At 57.3% G+C, this 21,449-nt stretch carries 24 protein-coding genes; 7 read left to right on the top strand and 17 right to left on the bottom strand.

Features of this window, described 5'->3' with window-relative positions:
- Positions 1-4: 4 nt before the first annotated feature.
- The 3 genes from RVM26_RS15240 to RVM26_RS15230 are packed head-to-tail and all read right to left on the bottom strand — an operon-like array spanning position 5 to position 2,496.
- Positions 5-907, bottom strand: coding sequence for a DMT family transporter (locus tag RVM26_RS15240; protein WP_096921784.1), 903 nt, complete (start codon positions 905-907; stop codon positions 5-7).
- Positions 904-2,241 (bottom strand): aminotransferase-like domain-containing protein, encoded by a 1,338-nt coding sequence (locus tag RVM26_RS15235; protein WP_189464222.1) that lies wholly within the window; start codon positions 2,239-2,241, stop codon positions 904-906. The genes RVM26_RS15240 and RVM26_RS15235 overlap by 4 nt, the downstream gene beginning before the upstream one ends.
- A gap of 3 nt (positions 2,242-2,244) precedes the next feature.
- The gene (locus RVM26_RS15230; protein ID WP_498939524.1) at positions 2,245-2,496 is read right to left on the bottom strand and encodes a hypothetical protein; all 252 of its coding nucleotides are present in this window, start codon (positions 2,494-2,496) and stop codon (positions 2,245-2,247) included.
- Between the two features lie 100 nt (positions 2,497-2,596).
- Here RVM26_RS15230 and RVM26_RS15225 point away from each other — a divergent pair, with 100 nt between their 5' ends.
- Positions 2,597-3,958 carry an IS1380 family transposase gene (locus RVM26_RS15225; protein WP_498939522.1) on the top strand — a complete coding sequence of 454 codons (1,362 nt, stop codon included), beginning with the start codon at positions 2,597-2,599 and terminating at the stop codon, positions 3,956-3,958.
- A 171-nt stretch (positions 3,959-4,129) separates the two neighbouring features.
- On the opposite strand, the gene RVM26_RS15220 is transcribed toward RVM26_RS15225, so the two are convergent.
- Genes RVM26_RS15220 through RVM26_RS15200 form a run of 5 tightly spaced genes read right to left on the bottom strand, consistent with a single transcriptional unit; the run spans position 4,130 to position 8,222 of the window.
- Positions 4,130-4,981: a phytanoyl-CoA dioxygenase family protein gene (locus RVM26_RS15220; RefSeq protein WP_498939520.1), complete on the bottom strand. Its 852-nt coding sequence runs from the start codon at positions 4,979-4,981 to the stop codon at positions 4,130-4,132.
- On the bottom strand, positions 4,908-5,402 hold the full coding sequence (locus RVM26_RS15215; protein ID WP_498939518.1) for a hypothetical protein: 495 nt from the start codon (positions 5,400-5,402) through the stop codon (positions 4,908-4,910). The genes RVM26_RS15220 and RVM26_RS15215 overlap by 74 nt, the downstream gene beginning before the upstream one ends.
- The gene (locus RVM26_RS15210) at positions 5,396-6,757 is read right to left on the bottom strand and encodes an IS1380 family transposase (RefSeq protein ID WP_498939516.1); all 1,362 of its coding nucleotides are present in this window, start codon (positions 6,755-6,757) and stop codon (positions 5,396-5,398) included. Before RVM26_RS15210 ends, RVM26_RS15215 begins: the two co-directional genes overlap by 7 nt.
- 29 nt (positions 6,758-6,786) lie before the next feature.
- Positions 6,787-7,107 (bottom strand): VOC family protein, encoded by a 321-nt coding sequence (locus tag RVM26_RS15205; RefSeq protein ID WP_498939514.1) that lies wholly within the window; start codon positions 7,105-7,107, stop codon positions 6,787-6,789.
- Between the two features lie 23 nt (positions 7,108-7,130).
- Positions 7,131-8,222 carry an alpha-hydroxy acid oxidase gene (locus tag RVM26_RS15200; protein ID WP_096921788.1) on the bottom strand — a complete coding sequence of 364 codons (1,092 nt, stop codon included), beginning with the start codon at positions 8,220-8,222 and terminating at the stop codon, positions 7,131-7,133.
- Between the two features lie 394 nt (positions 8,223-8,616).
- Between RVM26_RS15200 and RVM26_RS15195 the strand changes: the two genes are divergently transcribed.
- A complete protein-coding gene (locus tag RVM26_RS15195) occupies positions 8,617-8,997 on the top strand; it encodes an aldehyde dehydrogenase family protein (RefSeq protein ID WP_498939512.1) in 381 nt (126 codons plus the stop codon).
- Here RVM26_RS15195 and RVM26_RS15190 read toward each other — a convergent pair.
- From RVM26_RS15190 to RVM26_RS15175, 4 genes are all read right to left on the bottom strand, one after another.
- On the bottom strand, positions 8,976-9,914 hold the full coding sequence (locus RVM26_RS15190) for a LysR family transcriptional regulator (RefSeq protein WP_193461344.1): 939 nt from the start codon (positions 9,912-9,914) through the stop codon (positions 8,976-8,978). The two genes, RVM26_RS15195 and RVM26_RS15190, sit on opposite strands and share 22 nt — an antisense overlap.
- A 46-nt stretch (positions 9,915-9,960) precedes the next feature.
- Positions 9,961-10,317, bottom strand: a complete 357-nt coding sequence (locus tag RVM26_RS15185; protein WP_081194959.1) for a hypothetical protein — start codon at positions 10,315-10,317, stop codon at positions 9,961-9,963.
- The gene (locus tag RVM26_RS15180) at positions 10,317-10,589 is read right to left on the bottom strand and encodes an HU family DNA-binding protein (protein ID WP_016915488.1); all 273 of its coding nucleotides are present in this window, start codon (positions 10,587-10,589) and stop codon (positions 10,317-10,319) included. Before RVM26_RS15180 ends, RVM26_RS15185 begins: the two co-directional genes overlap by 1 nt.
- Positions 10,590-10,681: 92 nt before the next feature.
- Entirely contained in the window at positions 10,682-11,866 is a 1,185-nt protein-coding gene (locus RVM26_RS15175) for an NAD(P)/FAD-dependent oxidoreductase (protein ID WP_498939509.1), read from the bottom strand.
- An 87-nt stretch (positions 11,867-11,953) separates the two neighbouring features.
- On the opposite strand from RVM26_RS15175, the gene RVM26_RS15170 reads away from it, so the two are divergent.
- The 5 genes from RVM26_RS15170 to RVM26_RS15150 all read left to right on the top strand — a co-directional run bounded on the left by RVM26_RS15170 (position 11,954) and on the right by RVM26_RS15150 (position 16,177).
- On the top strand, positions 11,954-12,526 hold the full coding sequence (locus RVM26_RS15170; protein WP_218314053.1) for a chorismate--pyruvate lyase family protein: 573 nt from the start codon (positions 11,954-11,956) through the stop codon (positions 12,524-12,526).
- A 37-nt stretch (positions 12,527-12,563) separates the two neighbouring features.
- Positions 12,564-13,454 carry a 4-hydroxybenzoate octaprenyltransferase gene (ubiA, locus tag RVM26_RS15165; RefSeq protein WP_081138642.1) on the top strand — a complete coding sequence of 297 codons (891 nt, stop codon included), beginning with the start codon at positions 12,564-12,566 and terminating at the stop codon, positions 13,452-13,454.
- A gap of 96 nt (positions 13,455-13,550) precedes the next feature.
- Positions 13,551-14,240 (top strand): phosphate regulon transcriptional regulator PhoB, encoded by a 690-nt coding sequence (gene phoB, locus RVM26_RS15160; protein ID WP_016915484.1) that lies wholly within the window; start codon positions 13,551-13,553, stop codon positions 14,238-14,240.
- A 2-nt stretch (positions 14,241-14,242) separates the two neighbouring features.
- A complete protein-coding gene (phoR, locus tag RVM26_RS15155) occupies positions 14,243-15,538 on the top strand; it encodes a phosphate regulon sensor histidine kinase PhoR (protein ID WP_218314052.1) in 1,296 nt (431 codons plus the stop codon).
- 327 nt (positions 15,539-15,865) lie between these two features.
- Positions 15,866-16,177, top strand: coding sequence for a hypothetical protein (locus RVM26_RS15150; RefSeq protein ID WP_039178882.1), 312 nt, complete (start codon positions 15,866-15,868; stop codon positions 16,175-16,177).
- 277 nt (positions 16,178-16,454) lie between these two features.
- Here the strand turns inward: RVM26_RS15150 and cysZ are convergent, their stop codons facing one another.
- The 5 genes from cysZ to RVM26_RS15125 form a co-directional block, all read right to left on the bottom strand.
- Positions 16,455-17,201 carry a sulfate transporter CysZ gene (gene cysZ / locus RVM26_RS15145; RefSeq protein WP_498939506.1) on the bottom strand — a complete coding sequence of 249 codons (747 nt, stop codon included), beginning with the start codon at positions 17,199-17,201 and terminating at the stop codon, positions 16,455-16,457.
- A 69-nt stretch (positions 17,202-17,270) separates the two neighbouring features.
- Positions 17,271-17,996, bottom strand: coding sequence for a phosphate signaling complex protein PhoU (gene phoU / locus RVM26_RS15140; protein ID WP_039178877.1), 726 nt, complete (start codon positions 17,994-17,996; stop codon positions 17,271-17,273).
- A 30-nt stretch (positions 17,997-18,026) separates the two neighbouring features.
- On the bottom strand, positions 18,027-18,839 hold the full coding sequence (gene pstB, locus RVM26_RS15135) for a phosphate ABC transporter ATP-binding protein PstB (protein ID WP_016915479.1): 813 nt from the start codon (positions 18,837-18,839) through the stop codon (positions 18,027-18,029).
- Positions 18,833-20,242 carry a PstA family ABC transporter permease gene (gene pstA, locus RVM26_RS15130; RefSeq protein WP_498939503.1) on the bottom strand — a complete coding sequence of 470 codons (1,410 nt, stop codon included), beginning with the start codon at positions 20,240-20,242 and terminating at the stop codon, positions 18,833-18,835. The genes pstB and pstA overlap by 7 nt, the downstream gene beginning before the upstream one ends.
- Complete coding sequence (locus tag RVM26_RS15125) at positions 20,242-21,360, bottom strand: ABC transporter permease family protein (protein WP_498939501.1); 1,119 nt, start codon at positions 21,358-21,360, stop codon at positions 20,242-20,244. Before RVM26_RS15125 ends, pstA begins: the two co-directional genes overlap by 1 nt.
- Between the last annotated feature and the right edge of the window lie 89 nt (positions 21,361-21,449).

Raw genomic sequence — 21,449 nt, 5'->3', positions numbered from 1 at the left:
GTTGTTAGCTCTGCTCTCTTGACGGTTTTTTGATGCGCCACTCTAACTTAGAGACCATCAAAAAATTACCGAAGATGATAACGCCAACACCTGAAAAAGTAGTTGGATCCCAGTGGAAGTCTTCAAATAATGTGGAAATCAGTATCGCTACGACTGGGAAGGCCACCATGCAATATGCAGCCTTATTGATGCCGATCTTATTCACCAGAGTCAAATAAATAGTGAACCCTAGTACGGATGCAAAAGCTGAAAGGTAAAGTAAGCTGAGAATATATTGGTAAGTAAAACTGAACTTAAAGGGCGTTCCTGTGAGGATAACAGCTAACAATAAGATCAGAGCTCCGTACCCCATAGAATAACCATTGCTGGTTAGTGGAGTGATGCCTTTGGAACTGTTACGAATAGATATCATATTGCCAAATGAAAAAATCAATGTTCCCAGTAACGCGAATAGTATGCCAGTGAACAGATCTGCGCCGAAAATTTGCTGTGTCAGCTCACGCCAGAATAAAAGAATAATGCCTGCTACGCCAAAAAACATTCCTGCGAATTCACTCAGTGAGGTGTTCTGATGTAAGAATAGCCAACGGTTTATACTATTAAAAAGCAGCACTGTGGAAAAAATGATAGCGACAATTCCGCTGGGGATATATTGCGTAGCATGATAAAAGCATAAGAAATTTAAAGAAAAGAAACACACTCCTTGTCCAACAAACCAAAGATGGTCAATAGGTTTTGTTTTTTGTAATTTTTTAATAATAATTAGGCATGGGAGAAGCAGTAGGGCCGCGATTACGAAGCGGTAGAAAATAGAGGCCAGTATCGGTACGTCCCCCAACTGCATTTGAATGGCAATCCATGACGACCCCCATACCATAATGCAAGCGAAGTACAGAAAAGCGGTCATTTATACTCGTCTCCTTTACTTTGCTTATTAAAAGCTTTAGGCGTGTTTATAGCCATACATTCTTTTATAAAGTCACTCAGCCGGATGACTCCTTCTTTGAGTTCCTCAGGGGTTAGATAGCTGAACGAGAGCCTGATTTCATTGGACTCTCTAGGCGGTGAGTAAAATATTTCCATGGGTGTCCAAAGAACACCATGCTGCTCAGCAGAGATTTTTAGCAGCGACAAATTAACTGGGAAAGGAAGCCTGAGCACTAGGAAAAAACCACCTTTAGGTCGATTCCATGATATTTGTGACCGTAAGTGGGATCCCTCGGGAAAGCTTGCGTCTAATTGATTTAGTAAATCGTCTAGATTATTTAGATAAAAATTTATTTTTGTTTTACAGTGGTGTCGAAGGTCCCCTTGGCACTCCAGTAGTACGCCGCCTACAATTGCTTGACCAATAGGTGAAGTGTTGAGTGTAAGCATACTTTTTATCTTTGTTAATGCTAAGGATAATCGTCTGGAAACAATAAACCCCACCCGTACACCGGGAAATAATGTTTTAGAGAACGAACCGAGGTATGCAACGTGGTTATTATGCAGGTCGAGTGAGATCAAGGTAGGATTAATACTCCTCTCTGATCCGAAAATGCCATAAGGGTTGTCTTCTAACAAGGTTAGATTGTAATTGCGGGCAAGTTTGACCAACTCTTTGCGCTGATTAAGCGGTAGGGATATACCGATGGGGTTGCAGAAATCCGCATTGATGTAAAGGGCTTTGACTTTTCCCCCCTCTGCTTCTGTGGCTTGAATTTTTTCCTTAATTTCACTAATTTCCACACCGTGTTCATGGATATCGAATGTCTCAATACGGATGTCCAACAATCTTGCTGCGCCAATAATGCCTACATAAACAGGTTGAGGAACTAGTAAAACATCGTCACTATCAGAAAAAAGAGCACGTAAAATTAGTAGCATTCCCTCCTGTGCACCAGACGTGACTACAATATCCTCTGGGGAGCAAGTAATACCGTCTGTTATATTCAGCATGTCAGCAATGAGTGCGCGAATATATCCTTCTGAGGGGCCGTATTGAAATAATTGAGTTATCACGCCGCTCTCTAAGCGATGCTCATTTTTCATAAGATGATCGATATAAATATTTATATAAAAGCTGATGTCGCCGAATTTAAAGTCCTTTTCTATAGGACGACCAGGGGCGAACGATATTGCTTCAGGATATTGGCTGGCAATATCATTAAGGAACGTCATAGTGTTTAAGCATGGGTCAGTTAAAGATGAGTGAAGTATAAGTTCATCTCGGTTTGCCTGATGAGTCGACGCACCCATAACTTATTCCTTCCAGATTTTTGGGCAGAAGTCTGGATCAGTGTAATCCGGATTGCCTGCATGGTCTAAACGGCAGAAGTAATCATTATTATATTTTAACTTTGAGCCGTCGGCTAAAATATGCTGCTTGTAACTATTAGCTCCATCTTGTAAGTGCAGAGAAATTGAGACTCTATCAACTTTGCTGTAGTTAGGAGGGCTGCCATGGAAGGTATTACAGTTATGAAAGCTGATATGACCACGTTTTCCAACCATGGCGATTTCCTGAATCCGTGAGACCGGCCCCCAGGAATGCTTCTAACCTACTGAACTGCATGGCAATATAGCGAATATCGCCATTCACCCAGACAGTGCCATGCCCAACGTCAAGTTCCGCGCCAGTCGCCGCACCCTCACCAGCCACGCCGGGCTGTCCATCATCGGGCAATGCTTCGAGATCGCTGGCGTCGACAGCATCGACAGCCGCTTCCCCACCACGCTGGGCATGCGCACCAGTGACGTGATCAAGAGCTACCTGGGCCTGCTGTGTCTGGGCATGAGCGACTATGACGCCATCGAAAACTTCCGCCGCGACAAGCCCTTCCAACAGCTGCTGACCCTGCAAAAGGTGCCGAGCACGGCGACGCTGCGACAGCGGCTGGAGAAACTTGCCGCCAACGACCTGCAGGCGCGCACCGCCACCTGGTCCACGACCCTGCTGTCACTGATCGAAGCACCGATCACCGCCGAGACGACGCACGTCTGCCTGGACATCGACACCTTCGTCATGGACAACAGCAACTCGAAGAAGGAAGGCGTCTCGCGGACCTACCAGAAGGTCGATGGCTACACCCCGATCGCCGCCTATCTGGGCAACGAAGGGTGGTGCCTGGGTCTGGAACTGCGGCCTGGCAAGCAGCACACCATGAAGGAGAGCAACGCCTTCCTGGAGCGGGTACTGCCTCGCGCCCAAGGCCTGACCAAGCAACCGATCCTGTTACGCGAGGACAGCGGCTTCGACAGCCAGGCGCACCTGGCGCTTCTCGAACAGCAGCGCCAGGTCTTTGCCGACGAGGGGCGCCGGCTCGACTATGTCGTCAAATGGAACCCGCGTGGCTCGGCCACGGCTGATCGAGATACCTGGCTGGCGGTGGCGGCGGACTACTGGGAAGAGCTGCGTCCTGGCAAGCGCCAGGCGCTGTGGTCGCAGACCGTCTCGATCCACGACGACAACAAGACCGAATACGTCGTCCAACGCGTGATGCGCCTGGTAGAGCGCACCGCCGATCGCGATGGCCAGTTGCTGCTCGAACCGGACTATGAGTTGGAAGGCTGGTGGACCAGCCTGGACGAGGCGCCGGAGGCGGTGATCAAACGCTACCAGGCGCATGCCACCCATGAGCAGTTTCACAGCGAGATCAAGACCGATCTCGACCTGGAGCGCTTGCCGTCCGGCAAGTTCGCCACCAACGATCTGATCCTGCATCTCGCCCAGTTGGCCTACAACATCCTGCGCCTGATGGGACAGCTGGGCATGACCGGCGAGCTGAGCCCGGTTCGCCACCCGGCCAAGCGGCGCCGGCTGCGCACCGTGCTACAAGAGCTGGTGCACCGTGCGGCTCTCGTGATTCACAAGGCACGGCAGATCATCCTCGACTTCGGGCAGGACATCGGGCGCATGACGGTGCTCAAGACGCTGCGGAGCCGACTGCGTTATCCACGAGGAACGCCATGCTGACCGTCAATCGGCGACACTCTATCCACAAGCAGTTCCAAGCGACACGCGATCGCCAGATATGTCGTGCCTGGCGGGTGGAAAGGCATGACAAAACGGGCCGTCAGCACCGATCAGCACGGTGGGTTTTGGCAATAACGGGCTTGCGAAAGCCAACTTGCACGGGGCGAATGATCAAAAAGTGCTCGCTGGCGGTGATAGGGAAAGTGTCGGCGCCGGCTTCACGGATTCAGGGATTTTTCTGACCGTGTCGTCGTTGAGTTTGGCTGTTTCTTCCAGCATAGTTTGTAGTTCATCTACGCTGCGATTCCCAAAATGCTGAGTAATACTGTCATCGGCATCAATCTCCCGCCACCGGTTGCTGCCGTCAATCATTTCCAAAGCGCCCATATTTTCATAGCAGTCATAAAAATTGATAAAAGCCGTGAGAAGCTTGTTTGACGAGCAGGTCGACCAGTAGTGCGCATCTTTATGCCATGGAACCACTGGGCGGAACATTCCCTCTGCCTCAAACTCTCCCCGAGCAGGCTTGGTAATGAGAGCGCTATTCCATATTCTTATTTCATCGGTTTGTGCGAGACGTGCAGCGATGGCTCCAATGATTGGTTTTGTTAATAGTTTTCGAAAGGTGTAGCTTTCATAGTGAACATAGTCATTATTGCGGGCAACGTCTCCATCTTCTGGAACCCAATAAGCTAGGGTAGGAGGGATTGTTGGCAAATGCCTATCCCTTTTCCCCTCATAGTAATCGTGACTTTCCTTTACGAAAGCATTAAGTTCATCATCGGTAAAAATTTTCTCGGTCATGAACCAGCCGTGCTTTTGATAAAAACGTACGTCTTCATTACTAGGCAAGAGAGTTTTTTCTTGCGTGCTTAATTTAAATTTATCTGCACACATGTTGCAATCCTTTATATGTGCTTTATTGGACAGAGCCATTGCTGCATTTTTATTAATAAGAGTCACTTGCTTCAAGCTGTCGGAAAAGGTCTTCAACATTTTTTTCAGAGAAGCCTTCTTCTTCATTCCTTTCGATAAACTCAATCATAACGCCAGAGTTAGGGCAGCGAACGGTAAAACGCTGGATCAGATCGGAGCCTTTAATGATTTGGGTGCTAAATGTCAAGCCTTCGCTTTCTAGTTCTTTGCATACTCCCTCCACATTATCCACCTCAATGGCAATGTGCTGTGGGCCTGGACCGTATTCATTAACCTGATTCCGTGAAGCCAGCGCCGACACTTCCCCTATCACCGCCAGCGAGCATTTTCTGACCGCCGATTCCGTCTCAACCGCTGAACGCATACCGGGGAGGACCAACCATGGCGACGCTGACCGACGAGAGCAGCCCATTTTGACAGGCATTTCTACCCGCCGGACACGGTGATACTGGCTGCCGGTGACCGTCAGCTCTCTGCGTGGTGCCTTTGTCCGACAGACGATCAGCATGGCGTGCCTCGGGGATAGCGCAGGCGGCTTCGCAAGGTGTTCAACACCGTCATGCGCCCGATGTCCTGCCCGAAGTCGAGGATGATCTGCCGCGCCTTGTGAATCACGAGAGCCGCACGATGCACCAATTCCTGCAACACCGTCCGCAGCCGGCGCCGTTTGGCGGGATGGCGGACCGGGCTTAGCTCGCCGGTCATGCCCAGTTGCCCCATCAATCGCAGGATGTTGTAGGCCAGTTGGGCGATATGCAGGATCAGATCGTTGGTGGCGAACTTGCCCGACGGTAGCCGCTCCAGGTCAAGATCGGTCTTGATCTCGCTATGGAACTGCTCGTGGGTGGCATGCGCCTGATAGCGCTTGATCACCGCCTCCGGCGCCTCGTCCAGGCTGGTCCACCAGCCTTCCAACTCAACCTCTGGTTCGAGCAGCAACTGGCCATCGTGATCGGCGGTGCGCTCCACCAGGCGCATCACGCGCTTGACGACGTATTCGATCTTGTTGTCGTCGTGGATCGAGACCGTCTGCGTCCACAGCGCCTGGCGTTTGCCAGGGCGCAGCTCTTCCCAGTAGTCCGCCGCCACGGCCAGCCAGGTGTCCTGATCGGCCGTGGCCGAGCCACGCGGGTTCCATTTGACGAGGTAGTCCAGCCGGCGGCCCTCCTCGGCAAAGGCCTGCCGCTGCTGTTCGAGAAGCGCCAGGTGCGCCTGGCTGTCGAAGCCGCTGTCCTCACGCAGCAGGATCGGTCGCTCGGTCAGGCCTTGGGCGCGGGGCAGCACCCGCTCCAGGAAGGCGTTGCTCTCCTTCATGGTGTGCTGCTTGCCGGGACGCAGTTCCAGGCCCAGGCACCACCCTTCGTTGCCCAGATACGCGGCGATCGGGGTGTAGCCGTCGACCTTCTGGTAGGTCCGCGAGACGCCTTCCTTCTTCGAGTTGCTGTTGTCCATGACGAAGGTGTCGATGTCCAGGCAGACGTGCGTCGTCTCGGCGGTGATCGGTGCTTCGATCAGTGACAGCAGGGTCGTGGACCAGGTGGCGGTGCGCGCCTGCAGGTCGTTGGCGGCAAGTTTCTCCAGCCGCTGTCGCAGCGTCGCCGCGCTCGGCACCTTCTGCAGGGTCAGCAGTTGTTGGAAGGGCTTGTCGCGGCGGAAGTTCTCGATGGCGTCATAGTCGCTCATGCCCAGACACAGCAGGCCCAGGTAGCTCTTGATCACGTCACTGGTGCGCATGCCCAGCGTGGTGGGGAAGCGGCTGTCGATGCTGTCGACGCCAGCGATCTCGAAGCATTGCCCGATGATGGACAGCCCGGCGTGGCTGGTGAGGGTGCGGCGACTGGCGCGGAACTTTATGTTGGGCATGGCACTGTCTGGGTGAATGGCGATAATGGCTATATTGCCATGCAGTTCAGTAGGTTAGAAGCATTCCTGGGGGCCGGTCTCACGGATTCAGGATTAATAAAACGGGTTATTTGAGAGTTTTCATCTGCTCCTTCGAGCAAGACGAATTTAATCGGGCCAGCTTCCATTACTGCGGAATTCATTGCGCTGCGGGCACCAGTGGTAGTCATACGGTCTATGAGGCTGAATCCGATCATGCTGTAATAGCCAATGGCCTGCTCAAGATCTAGTACTGCAATTGCAACATGATCGATTTTTTGGGCTTTATGTTTGAGCATTAGCTTTGAAGTGGTTTCGCAGCTATTAGTCATGAGTGTTCTCCTTGGCGTGTGGTTCACTCGATCCAAATGATTTCATTATTGACTTCCGCAAGGGAGGCGCATCCGCAGAGATGCATGCAAAGATGTAAATCTTCACTCAGCTGTTCCAATACTCTGGCTACTCCTTGCGCACCTTCAGCAGCAAGCCCCCAAAGAACTGGACGACCTACGCCCACAGCATCGGCACCTAAAGCAAGAGCCTTAAGGATATCTGCGCCACTGCGAATGCCGCCATCTACGATAATCGGTATCACATTGCCTAGCCGTTGACGAATATGTGGTAACATACTAATGGCGGAAACATGGTGGTCGAGTTGACGCCCGCCGTGGTTAGAAAGGTAGAGGGCATCTACTTCATGCTGCAGAGCAATTTCCGCATCTAGTGGGTGCAGTATGCCTTTCAAAATCAGTGGCATATTAGTATGGTATTTAACCCATTCTACATCTGCCCAAGAAATAGCGGGCTCTAATTGATCAGCAACGAAAGCCGCGACTCCTGAATTTCCTGAGACAGGGATACACTGATGCTTTATTTGCCCTTGCAAATAACTTTCATTTCTATATCTGTTAACGCTAAATTCATTGCGGCGGTCACGCAGTCGTGCACCCATGAGAGGAACGTCTACAGTGAGAACTAAAGCGCTGCAACCAGAATCTTGTGCTCGCTGAATAAGATCCCTGTTAATTTGACGATCTTTATACAGATAGAGTTGAAACATAACTGGTGCGTCTGACTTTTCGCATACTGTTTCCACAGGAAAATCTGACATAGTGCTTAGGATGAAGGGGACTCCATTCTGGTTCGCAGCTTTAATTGTTGCGAGTTCTCCTTCAGGGTGAACGAGTTTATGATGCGCACTCGGAGCCACAAGTATGGGAGGTGTTGGGCATTGGTTTCCAAGGATGCGAGCCAAACGAGTGGTGAATGGGTCTACTTTTTCTATTCCTCGCAGAACTCTGGAAAGAAGCTTTACACGTTCCAGTGCGCAAATATTTTCTTGCAATGATTGCTCACTTCCAGCCCCACCGTCAATAAAGTCATAAACTTCTGGAGGTAAGTGGCGTTTTGCAATCGATTGCCAATCTTCAATACACACTGGAACCATACTCGTTCCCTCGTCTAATTTAGCTGTTAATTAGATTGGATAGTTATAATAATGTGTGTTATGTGGCGTTACCGCTTTGAAGGGGGCTACGAACTGAGAATAGGTGCGCTAGCTGAGCTGTGATGTAAGTTATTTCTTAAAAAAATGTAAGTTATTTCTTAAAGCATGTAAGTTATTTCTTACATACTTGCAAAGTACGATTGATTTATAACTGTTTTATATTCATGTTGCTTTAATATTCCATGCGGCTAATTTAGATTAAATAGAGAAGTTTTATGCTCATTGTGATTAGTGTACTCCCCCTCCGATAGAGCCTCAGTAATGGTAAGAGGTACGGCATGGATAGGTGCTTGATTTTGACCCTCGGTTTGGATCTAGATGAATCACCCCCACGGTGCTGGTGGATGTCACCCCCGACATGGAGATTGCCCAGCAGGAGGTGTTTGGCCCGGTATTGATCGCCATGGCATTCGATGACGAGGCCCAGGCCGTTCGGCTTGCCAACGACACCCGGTTTGGGTTGGCCGGTGCCGTGTGGAGCCAGGACGTGGCCCGAGCGCATCGCGTGGCGGGGCAGCTGCGGGTGGGCACGGTATGGATCAATAGCTACAAGGCGATCAGCGTGATGTCGCCGTTCGGGGGCTTTGGCGACAGCGGCTTTGGCCGCTCCAGCGGTCTGGACGGCCTGCGCGAATACACGGTGCCGCAAAGCGTCTGGGTGGAAACCGCACCGGAGGCCAGCGTGGCGTTTGGCTACGGCAGCGGTGTCGGCTGATTCGATGCCGGGTCCCTGAAGGCCTGCATCCAGCGCTGCAGGTGGCGCAGCAGCAGGATGCTGGCCTTGGGCTGCTGGCGGCCCACCCGGGTGACCATGTGGGCCTGGGAGCGCTGAAACAGCGGGTCGTCTACCGGGCGTGCGACAAGGCTGCCGGTGTCCAGGTCGTGGGCGACCGCAAACGCCGGTAGCAGCGTCACCCCCATGCCGCTGCGCACGTATTGCGCCAGGATCACCATCGAGTTGGTGTTCATGGTCATACGCGGGGCGAGGCGTGCCTGTTGAAACGCCTGGTCAACCATCTGGCGCACGCCATGGGTGGTGTCCCACATGGCCATGGGCTGGGTGCTGAGCTGTGCCAGGGTGAGCGGGTGGGGCTGGTCGGCCAAGGGGTGATGCGGCGCCAGAATGGCCATCAACGGCTGCGGGCTGGAGGCCCAGAAGCGCAGCTGCGGATGGGTACGCTCGTGAAACATCAGCCCGATATGGCTTTGATCCTCGACAATCGCATCGATGATGCCGGAGGTGCCCGCGATATGGATATCCAGCTGGATGCCCGCATAGCGCTGGGTGAATTCATGCAGGGGAGAAGCCACCAGGTCGCTGACGAAGCCTTCGCCCACGGTGAGGGAAATCGTTCCGGTTTCCAGCCGCTGGTAGGCTTCGAGGGACGTGATAAAGCTCTCGTCGAGGGCGCTGCGCCGCTCGCAGTACTCCAGCAGCATCTCGCCGACGGGCGTGGGGCGTATGCCGCCGCGCTGGCGTTCCATCAGCGTTGCCCCCAGGGCTTCTTCCAGCAGGGCAATCTGTCGGCTGACGGCGGAAGGGGCAATGTTGAGCCGCGACGCAGCCCGGCGCACCGAGCCTGATTCGAGCGTCACGCGAAAGTAGGCCAATCGCTGATGAGGGATATCCATCGCCTGGTACTACCTCGCGTGACGAAAATGCGCCCAGCTTGAAGGGCTACAAGTATCTGAGCAGCTTTTGCAGCTTGTTCATGTCGGCAGAGTCGCCGACGAGGCGCACGTCACCCGCCACCATGCCATCCAGAAATGCCTGTTGCGTCGGCTTTCTGAGGATGCGCAGGGCGGCTTCCTGGTCGCGAAAGCGCAGCTCCAGGTCCAGGTCGACGGGCAGGCCTTTACCGGACGTGATGCGTTTGGGGGTCATCCGGTAGTGGCGTGCCGTGCTCAAATCTTCTGTGGCAATGCCCCAGTCCAGCCCTCGCATGCGTTCCAGCTGCTCACGAAAGCGCGGCTTGCGGCGCAGGGCGCGCTTGAGCATGAAACTCAACAGCCACAGCATCAGCGAAAGCTTCATTAGGAAACGGCGTCCTTGAGCGCTTTGCCTGGCTTGAACGCCACGTTCTTGCTGGCCGGAATCTGTAGCGGTGCGCCGGTCTGCGGGTTCTTGCCGGTACGGGCGGCGCGTTCACGTACGGTGAAGGTGCCAAAGCCAATCAGTGTGACGTCTTCGCCTTTGGCCACGCTGTTGGTGATTTCGTCCAGAATGACATTCAGGACCTGGCCTGCCTTGTCCTTGGACAGGTCAGCACTCTCGGCGATGGCAGCGGCGAGTTCAGGTTTGCGCATGAAGGAATCTCCCTTGTGAAAAACAAACGTCAATGTTGTTGGTAACCCACCCCAGCGGGGCTTCTTTAGCCTAGTCGTGAAGGCGGCGAAAATCAGCCTAGCAGGGCAGGGACAGCTCTGGAAAGCTCCACTTTCCTTCTCACGCAGCCCCCTGTCAACGCAAAACCAATCAAACGACCGTCTTTATCTTCCGCCAGCGCCGTCAAATCCTGCCCATGACCCTCCACTCGCCAGTGCTGCGGTGTGCCCACTGGCGGGTAGGCCACCACCGGGAGCAGGGGCGTTTTGACGATGATCGGCCAGGCGCCGAAGCTTACCGGGGTAGGCGAGCCGCCCAGCGTGGCCGCCAGCGCTTTGGCGCTGGCTTGCAGCGGCTGAACGTACATGGCGTTCACGCCGTCGATGCAGGCCACGTCGCCCAATGCGTACACGTTCGGCTGGCGGGTGCGAAGCAGCCGGTCCACCTCGATACCGCGGGCGCTGACCGCGAGTCCGGCGGCCTCGGCCAGCGCCGTGCGGGGCGCAAGGCCCGTGGCCAGCAGGACGATGTCCACCGTATGGCGCTCACCGCCGTCGAGCTGCAGTACCAGGTCGCGGTCGGCATTCAGGGATAGGCTGTCCAGCGTGCGCCCCAGTGCCAGTTGCATGCCTGCCGTTCGAAAGGTTTCGGCCAAGGCGTGGCCCAGCGGCTCGGGCAGCAGTCTCGGCAACGGGGTGCTCTCTGGCGCCACCAGGGTGACGTGGTGGCCGCCCGCATGGAGGTCGTTGGCGAATTCGCAGCCCACCAGGCCCGCGCCAATGATCGCCACTCGGCTGGGCTGGGCGAGCGCTGCATACAGGCGGCGGTAGTCATCCAGGTCGTTGACCGTGAAGCAGCGCCCTTTCAGCGCATCGGGTATCCGGAATGGCGTGCGCGGGGCCGCGCCGGTGGCGAGCACCAGGTGCTCGTAGCGGAGCAGGGTGCCGTTGTCCAGGCGCAGCATCTGGTGTTCCACCGTCAGTTCGACGACCTGTGTGTGGGCCATGACCTGGGCATCCAGTTCGTCGGCGAGCGCTTCTGCGCTGCGCTGCGCCAGCTTTTCGGGGCTCAACCGCTTGGCGAAGCCCGTGGACAGCAGCGGTTTGCTGTACTCTTCGCCACGGTCGGCGCTGACCAGCGCGATGGTGCGAGAATCTCCCTGGCGGCGCAGTGCCCGCGCCAGGCCAATACCGGCCATGCCAGTGCCGACAATGACCAGCTCGGCATGTGGGGATTCGCTCAAATGTGAATCGGGCATATCGTTATCCGGGGGTAAGGAACAAAAGCCTGCCGAGCCATCATGTTACACTAGCCTTCTTTCCAATTGACTGCCCTGGAGGCTCAGGTGACGCTCGTTGAGTTGCCACGCCCTGCGTTTTCGCTACCCCCCCACTGGCGGCCGGTTGCCGCTGCGCGGCCTGCCATGAGTGCGGCCTGGTGGCAATGGGTGGCCTCGACCGACTCCCTGACGGCGCGCCTGATGGCGGCCGGAGCGCCGAGCCAGTTCCGCGTACGCCTGCTGCGTCAGACCATTGGCCTGCCGTTTCAGGACGAAGCCATGGCGCTGGGCATCGCTCCACGTCGCCACGCCTGGCTACGCGAGGTGGCGCTGTGCATCGACGGCACCCCCTGGGTGGTGGCGCGATCGGTGGCACCGCTGGAGCAGCTGCAGGGCAAAGGCCTGGGGGCCTTGGGCGAGCGTTCGCTGGGCAGCTGGTTGTTTCAGCAGCCGGACCTGGTGCGCGGGCCGTTGCAGGCTACGGCGTCGCTCCCGCGCTTCACGGCGTGGGGTGCCCCCGCCAAGGGGCGTAGCCAGTGGGGGCGTCGCTCGGTGTTTCAGCACGCGGGACTGTCGCTGCTGGTTCAAGAGTATTTTTTATCGACCATGGCCGATGCGCTGAGCCTGCCCTCGCGCTAGGCTATTCTGGAGTTTCTTTCACGAGGTAAGCATGAGCATGGACCGTTCTCTATTGCGGCCAACGGGTTGGGCCCGGCTGGCAGACTTTCTTCAGCTGATGCGCCTGGATCGGCCCATTGGTACCTGGCTGCTCATGTGGCCGACGCTCTGGGCGCTGTGGGTGGCTGCAGAAGGGGTGCCGGGTCGCTCCGTGCTGATCATCTTCATTGCCGGTGTCTACGTGATGCGGGCTGCGGGCTGCGTGGTGAACGACTATGCCGACCGCCATGTGGATGGCCACGTCAAGCGTACTCGCCAGCGCCCCATGGCCACGGGACGCATCAGCGAAACCGAAGCCCAGCTGCTGTTCGTGGCGCTGGTCGCCGCTGCCTTCATTTTGGTGCTGCTGACTAACTGGTTCACCGTGCTGCTGTCGGTGGGCGGCGTGCTGCTGGCTTTCGTGTATCCGTTCATGAAGCGCTACACCCACTTCCCGCAGGTGGTGCTGGGCGCGGCCTTTTCCTGGGCCATTCCCATGGCGTTTGGCGCGGTATTGGGCCACGTGCCTCTGGAAGCCTGGCTGCTGTTCAGTGCCAACCTGCTGTGGACCGTTGCCTACGATACCCAGTACGCCATGGTCGACCGTGACGATGATCTGAAAATCGGTATCAAGTCGACCGCCGTGCTGTTTGGCCGTGCTGACCGGCTGATCATCGGAGTGCTGCAGGCAAGCGTGCTGGCCCTGCTGAGCTGGGTCGCGCTGCGCGTTGGGCTAGGGGGCTTTTTCTGGCTGGGGTTGCTGGGCATGGCGGCGACGTTCGTGTACCAGCAGTGGCTGATCGTCGGGCGCGATCGAGACCGCTGTTTTCAGGCCTTCCTGAACAACCACTGGTCGGGTCTGCTGGTCTTTGCAGGTATTGCCTTGAGCTGGTGGCCGGTAGCGGGCTAAATTGACTGGGTGTCATGGAACTGTCATCAAGTCATGGTGTTATCGTCACACGCATGTCATTGAACCTTCCTGAATAGAGCACCGTGAGGCCCTGGAATGACCGCCAAGACCGTACTGATCGTCGATGATGAGGCGCCGATCCGCGAAATGATCGCCGTGGCGCTGGAGATGGCTGACTATCGCGTGCTTGAAGCGGACAACGCCCAGGATGCCCACGCCATGGTCGTCGACCACCAGCCTGACTTGTTGCTGCTGGACTGGATGATGCCGGGCACCAGCGGCATCGAGCTGGCCCGTCGGCTGAAGCGCGAAGAAGCCACCGCCGAGCTGCCGATCATCATGCTGACGGCCAAGGGCGAAGAGGACAACAAGATCCAGGGCCTGGAAGCGGGTGCCGACGACTATATCACCAAGCCCTTTTCCCCCCGTGAGCTGGTGGCCCGCCTGAAGGCCGTGCTGCGCCGTGCCACGCCGCGTGGCGTGGAAGACCCCATCGAAATCAATGGTCTGCTGTTGGACCCGGTGAGCCACCGGGTCAGCGCCCATGGCAAGGCGCTGGAAATGGGGCCTACCGAGTATCGTCTGCTGCAGTTTTTCATGACCCATCAGGAGCGCGCCTACACGCGCAGCCAATTGCTTGACCAGGTATGGGGTGGCAACGTCTACGTGGAAGAGCGCACGGTGGACGTGCATATTCGTCGTCTTCGTAAAGCGCTGGGCGAGCCTCATCAAAATCTGATTCAAACGGTGCGCGGTACTGGGTACCGGTTCTCTGCGCGAGTGTAAGCGTGCGCCTGTGGAGCCGTGAGATCTGGCGCATCATCTGGCTGGCCCTGTTGGGCCTCTGCCTGGGATGGCTGGTGGATTACCCTGGCGCCGGGCTGGCGGCGGGGCTGCTGTTTTGTCTGGTCTATCATCTGCGCCAGTTTCGAGCGCTCTTCCTTTGGCTGACGCTTCACCCCCACGATGAGCCCCCGGCGGCGAAGGGCATGTGGGGGGAGCTGTTCGACCGCCTCTATCGCTACCAGAAAAGCCAGCGCATTACCCAAAGTCGTTTACGGGCGACGCTGGCGAGAATCCAGGAGTCCTCCGAAGCCATGCGCGATAGCGTGGTGATGCTGGACCGCCACGGCGACCTGGAGTGGTGGAACAGCGCGGCCACCGACATGCTGGGGCTGCAAACCGCCCACGATCGTGGCCAGCACATCACCAACCTGCTGCGCGACCCTCGCTTCATCAGCTACTTCAATGCCCGCGACTACAGCGAGCCGCTGACGCTGACCTCGCCGATCGACGAGCGGCGCATCCTCCAGTATCAGATCACCCTCTACGGCGATGACGAGCGGCTGGTCATGGCCCGTGATATCACGCGCTTGCATCGCCTGGAGCAGATGCGGCGTGACTTCGTCGCCAACGTCTCCCATGAACTGCGCACTCCGCTGACCGTGCTGTCGGGCTATCTGGAAACCTACGGCGACCTCAAGGAGCTGCTGCCTCCCCGCCTGGGTAAAGGGATCGTACAGATGGAGGAGCAGACGCGACGAATGCAGAATCTGGTCAACGACCTGCTGCTGCTGTCACGGCTGGAAATCGACCAGGGAGGCGATGATCACCAGACGCTGGCCGTAGGCCCCATGCTCGACAGCATTCGCCGAGACGCCCTGGCGCTCTCCAGGCAGCAGCACAGTGTGCAGGTCATTCTGGAGAGCGACGCTGGCTTGATCGGCAGCGAGCAGGAGCTGCGCAGCGCCATTTCCAATCTAGCCTTCAATGCCGTGCGCTATACCCCAGAAGGCAGTCAGATCACGTTGCGCTGGTCGGTGGCCGCCAACGGCAGCGGGTGTATCGAGGTCGAGGATGATGGCGATGGCATTGATCCGGTGCATATCCCCCGCCTGACCGAGCGCTTCTATCGAGTGGATAAAGGGCGTAGTACGGCAACAGGAGGGACGGGTCTGGGCCTGGCCATCGTGAAGCACGTGCTGCTGCGCCACGAGGCCCAGCTCAACATAGAGTCACATCCTGGCGAGGGGGCATCCTTTCGCTGTGTCTTCCCTGCCAAGCGAGTCAGCGGCTCGGCTTGAGGGCTCGATGACGCTTTGCGCTCCTCCTTATCCGCTTCCTGCACAACCCCTGTATAAGTGTGCCATATTGGCATAGAACTCTGGTCACACATCACTCATGTGTCATTTTTAACCACCTCAAAGGCGTGGTCATGACCCCCTGAGCCCATGCTTTATACCATCCTTGTTTTTTTAAATTATTGATAATAAATAATTTTTTTGATTTTTGGCATGCGTGGCACAACGTATGCAATATTCTAGGCAAGGAAGATTACCGCAGGAACTGGTAAGACATGAAGTCACTCTTCCTTAACTATGCGGTATCAACAGCGATCGAGGAGGCGGAATATGATGTCCAAGGAACTACTCAAGAAAGCTGGTATTTTAGGTGTTTCTTTTGGCCTGATGGCAAGCCCACTGGCTTTTGCAGACACCACGGATCACTCATCCATCGACCAGAATCAGGATGTAACCGTCGAAGATGAGCCCATGAACACACAGTCTGGCACAGCCGAGCCCGGCAGCTATGACACCGAAGACCTGACGACGGATCACGGCACTCAAGGCCCCGACGTCGTGGATGAGCCGGACTCCACCAACATGAGTGGTGGTGCCGAGTACACCCCAGAAGACGTAGTTGAAGAAAACAGCGGTAGTTAAGTAACAATTCTTTGCAAAGCTGGAAAAAACTCTTACGCTTAGGGTTGAGCAAACAAGGGGCAAGGATGTCCCATAGCAAGGATGCTCATCGATTCACGGATGAATCAGAAAACGGTCAAGACACTGGTCAGGGTAAATTCCAAGGTTGGAGTCCCGCAAACGGATAGGAAGCCAGCAGTCAGTATCGTTCACAAGTAAGAGTGGTCGAGACCCCGCCTAGCGGGGTCTAATTTTTTGTGCCTGCTATATGGGCGGCCCTTTGATGAGTGGCTCTGATTCAGAGCGCCGAGCCTGCCGCCTTATCCCGTGTGTCCGGTGTGCCACGATAGTGGCGGTCCCACATGAGGACGGCGCCTGCGACGGCGCCTGGAATCAGGAACAGGTTGGCCAAGGGGATCCAGGTGATGAGCATGACCAGCCCGCCATATGTCATGCTCGGCCACCAGCGCCGTGAAAGCCTGCTGCGCATGTCCTTGAACGACACTTTGTTGTTATCCATCGGGTAATCCAGATAGGTAATGGCCATGACCCAGGCAGAAAAGAGCGCCCATAAGGGAGGCGCGAAGACGTTCAAGCCGGGAATCCAACTGAACAGGAACAGCACAGCCATGCGCGGCAGGATATAGCTCAGCTTGACCAGCTCTCGTCCCACAGCGTCCAGCGCCGTTTTGACCAGCCCTCGGTCATCCAGAGGCTCACGCCCGGTGGCCTGGCGCTCTACCTGAGCCGCCAGAAACCCATAGAAAGGCGCTGCGATCAGGTGAGTCACCAGGGTGAAGCTAAAAAAGATCACCACCAGCAAGCTGATGAAGAATAGCGGCCAGATGAGCCACGACAACCACTCCAGCCAGCCAGGCACCATGGCCATGCTGCTCTCCAGCCAGCCCGAAAAACGTGTGAAGACCACGTAAACCATACCCGTATACACGAGCAGATTGACCAGAATGGGTAGAAAGACATAGCGCCTTAGCCCGGGCTGATACACCAGGCGGGTGCCTTGACCCAACGCGTTGAGTGCATTCACGCGACATTACTCCCTAAAAAACGCCCAGATGATTATCTGGGCGTATTGCAGGAGGGTTTGGCGGGCAGGTCAAGATTTTTTCATGACCTTCTGTTCCAGGGTACTGGGATCGCTGTGGCGAATATCCAGGCCTTTCACCAGGTACACCACGTATTCCGCCAGGTTGTTGGCGTGGTCGCCCACCCGTTCCAGGGCGCGCAGTACCCACATGATGCTCAGCACCGAACTGATGGAGCGCGAGTCTTCCATCATGAAGGTCATCAGCGAGCGCATGGCGCTGCCGTACTCGTCGTCTACCGATTCGTCTTCGCGAACGACCTGCATGGCCAGCTCGGTATCGAAGCGGGCGAAGGCGGTCAAGGCGTCACGCAGCATCTTGCGCACGTGCTCGCTGATATGGCGAACTTCTACCAGACCGCGAATGCCACCGCTATTTTCACTTAACAACAGCGCATTGCGGGCAATCTTGCTGGCTTCGTCGCCGATTCGCTCCAGGTCCGAGGTGGCACGGATGACCGCGAGCACCAGCCGCAGGTCCGATGCCGCCGGCTGACGGCGAGCCAGCACCCGGGTGCATTCGTCGTCGATTTGCAGCTGCAGGTCGTTGACCTGACGGTCGTTGTCGCGCACTTTTTCCGCCAGGCGGCTGTCGCCCTCCAGCAGGGCGTGCACCGCATCCTGCACCTGCTTTTCCACCAGACCGCCCATGGCCATCAGGTGGGTCTTCAGCTCTTCCAGCTCCTGGTTGAACTGGCGAGAGATGTGTTGGCTGTGTGTCTCGCTCGTGATATCCATTGAGCACTCCTGACGTATCGTCGATGGGGCCTAGGTCATGCGGCCGGTAATGTAGTTTTCGGTGCGTTGTAGACGCGGGTTGGTGAACACTTGATCCGTGGGCCCATATTCGATCAGTTCACCGTTTTGCAAAAAGGCCGTGTAGTCGGAAACCCGCGCGGCCTGCTGCATATTGTGAGTCACCAGCACCAGGGTGAGCTGGGACTTCAGGTTGCGTATCAACTCCTCGATCTTGAGGGTCGAAATAGGGTCGAGGGCCGAGGCGGGCTCGTCCAGCAGCAGGACATCCGGCTGAACGGCCAGCGTCCGGGCAATCACCAGGCGCTGCTGTTGCCCGCCGGAGAGCTGCCAGGCCGAACGGTGCAGGCGGTCCTTGACCTCATCCCACAGAGCGGCCGATGTCAGCGCCCACTCGATGATGTCGTCGCGTTTGCGTTTGGGCAGGCGCCCTTGCAGGCGCAGGCCAAAGGCCACGTTTTCGTAGATCGACATCGGGAACGGGTTGGGCGTCTGAAACACCATCCCTACCCGCCGTCTGAGTTCGGTCACGTTCATGCGTGGCGCATGAATGTCCTGCTCTTCCAGGTAGATATGGCCGTCGTGGGTCACGGATTCGTTCAAGTCGTGAAGCCGATTGATTGCCCGTAGCAGCGTGGACTTTCCGCAGCCCGAGGGGCCGATGAACGCGGTCACCCGGTGACGAGGTACGTCGAGCGTCAGGTCACGCAACGCCGGTTTCCCCGCATAAGCGAGGTTGAACTGGTGGATGCTCAGGCACCGGGCGTCGGCTGAGAAGCGCGTCACCGGCGGTTGAGCAGTGTTGGCGGATGATAACGCTAGCATTCGTTTCCTCGTTGACGCCTCAGATAATGACGCAGAAATATGGCAGTTAGATTAAGCACCAGCACAATCAGCACCAGCAGGAGTGCGGTGGCAAACACCAGGGGGATCGAGGCCTGTACGTCTTCACCGTGGAAGGCCGTATCAAATAGATGATAGCCGAGGTGCATGAACTTGCGTTCGAGATGCAGGTAGGGAAACTCGCCGTCCAGGGGCATTTGCGGAGCCAGCTTGGCGACGCCCACCAGCATCAACGGGGCCACTTCGCCAGCGGCCCGCGCCACGGCCAGAATCACCCCGGTCAGCATGGCGGGCATGGCCATGGGCAGCACGATGCGCGTGAGCATCTCCAGGCGGGTCGCCCCCAGCGCCACGGCCCCTTCACGTTGGGCATCGGGAATGCGTGCCAGGCCCTCTTCCGTAGCCACGATCACCACCGGCAGGGTCAGCAGTGCCAGGGTCAGCGATGCCCACAGCAGCCCGCCGGTACCAAAGGTCGGTGATGGCAGTTCGTCTTCGAAGAACCAGCTGTCGATGGAACCGCCGATGCCGTACACGAAAACTCCCAGCCCAAACACGCCATATACGATGGAGGGCACGCCAGCGAGGTTACGGACCCCGATACGCACCAGATGGGTCAGGCGGTTCTGGTGGGCAATTTCGTTGAGGTAGATGGCCGCCAGCACGCCAAAGGGGGTGACGATCACGGACATGAGAATCACCATCAGCAGCGTACCGAAAATGGCCGGCCATACGCCGCCCCCGGTATTGGCCGCACGCGGCCCCTCACTGAGGAACTGCCACACGCGCCCGCCCCAGGCTGCCACCTTTTGGTGCCAGGCCATGGCGTTGGGGGTTTGCAGGCGGGTGATCCCCGCCAGCGGCTGGGGCTGTACCCTGCCATTGGCTTCCAGCAACAGCTGGGCGTCGGGGCGCTGGTTTGGCGGCAGCATCAGGGCTTGGCGCACGAACTCCATGGCCGCCTGCCCTTCAAGCCGTTGGCCTTCGCTTTCGACGGCATCCAGGCGGCCAAGAAAGTCGCCCCAGGGGGTGCGCTCCAGGCGTATCAGCTCAGCGGGTGTGGTGACCTGGGCGATTTGATCGACGGCCAGCCAGCGCCAGCTGGCACCCGTGAGGTCGCGGTTGCCGGTAAAATAGAGCCGCTCCATGCCCTGGGCATGGGGTAGCGGCACCTCGCGCACCGGCTGGCCGATCACCGTTTCGCCGCTGTGCAGGGTGACCTCCTCCAGCTCGGCGGGCCAGAAGTGACCTAACCCTTTGGTGGTCAGCAGTACCAGCAAAGCGCCGAGCATGAGCAGCGAAAGGGCCACGCTACCCGCACATAGCCAGGGCCACAGCCGGTTGCCCGCCGTGTTCAGGCGAAAGCTCAGCGCTCGCCAGCCCATTAGCGTGCGCCTCCCAGCCGCTGGTAACGCCGACGCAGGCGCTGGCGCACGACTTCGGCCAGCGTATTGACCGAGAAGGTGAAGATGAACAGCGCCAGCGCCGCCAGAATCAGCAGGTGATAGGTCATGCCGCCGGGGGAGGCCTCCGGTAGCTCGATGGCAATCGACGCCGACAATGAGCGTAGCCCTTCAAAGGGGCTGGCGCTGAACAGTGCGGTGTTGCCGCTGGCCATCAGCACGATCATGGTTTCGCCCACGGCGCGGCCTGCGCCAATCATCACCGCCGAAAACACGCCAGGGCCTGCGGTGGGCAGGGCGACTTTCCACAGCGCTTGCCAGCGGCTGGCGCCCAACGCCTGGGCGCCCTCCATCAAGGTGGATGGCACGTCGGCCAGGGCGTCATCGGCCAGCGAGTAGATGCTGGGAATAATCGCAAAGCCCATGGCGATGCCGACGATCAGGGCGTTGCGAGTGGCGTAGTCGATGCCGTGGCGCTGCTCCAGCCACAGACGCAAGTCGCCCCCCAGCCAGTGGGTTTCGGCGAGCGATGCCGCCCACAGGGCCAGGGCGGTCATGCAGGCGAGCCACGGTATCAGCCACAGTGCCGCCGACGACAGCGGCAGCCGCTGGCGCCAACGGCTGCTGGCCATATGCCAAAGGGCACCTGCCAGCGCTGCGCTCAGCGGCAGCCAGGCCAGTACGAGCAGGGCGCTGGCCAAATGACGCTCTACCCACGGGGCCAGCAGCAGTCCGGCAATGAAGCCAATCACCACGCCGGGTATTGCTTCCATCAACTCCATCACGGGCTTGATGCGGCTGCGCAGGCGTGACGACATGAACAGCGCCGAATACATGGCGGCCCCTAGCGCAATGGGCGTGGCAAACAGCATGGCCGCCAGGGCAGCTTTGAGGGTGCCCCAAGCGAGCGGCGACAGCGTGGCCAGGGAGAGCGCTTCGCCAAAACCAAGCAGCGGCAGCGCTTCCCACACCAGAAAGATGCCAATGGCGAGGATCGCCAGCAAAACAGCAATGCCGCCAGCCGTAATCAGTCCGGTGGCAATACGGTCGTGAAGCAAACGTAGCGGCTGACGCGAAGCAGGTAGCCGAGGAGGAGTCATGTCGACATCATACGAAGCAGGTGCCGTGATGAAAATAAGGGTTTGTGGCCAGAATAGCTTACCCTACGCCCTGTTTGTGACAATTGGAT

It is taken from the genome of Halomonas sp. KM072, from assembly GCF_050710315.1.
Classification (GTDB): Bacteria; Pseudomonadota; Gammaproteobacteria; order Pseudomonadales; family Halomonadaceae; genus Vreelandella; species Vreelandella hamiltonii.
The sequence above is the reverse complement of the archived record's forward strand: the minus strand, read 5'-3'. Positions and strand labels throughout refer to the sequence as shown.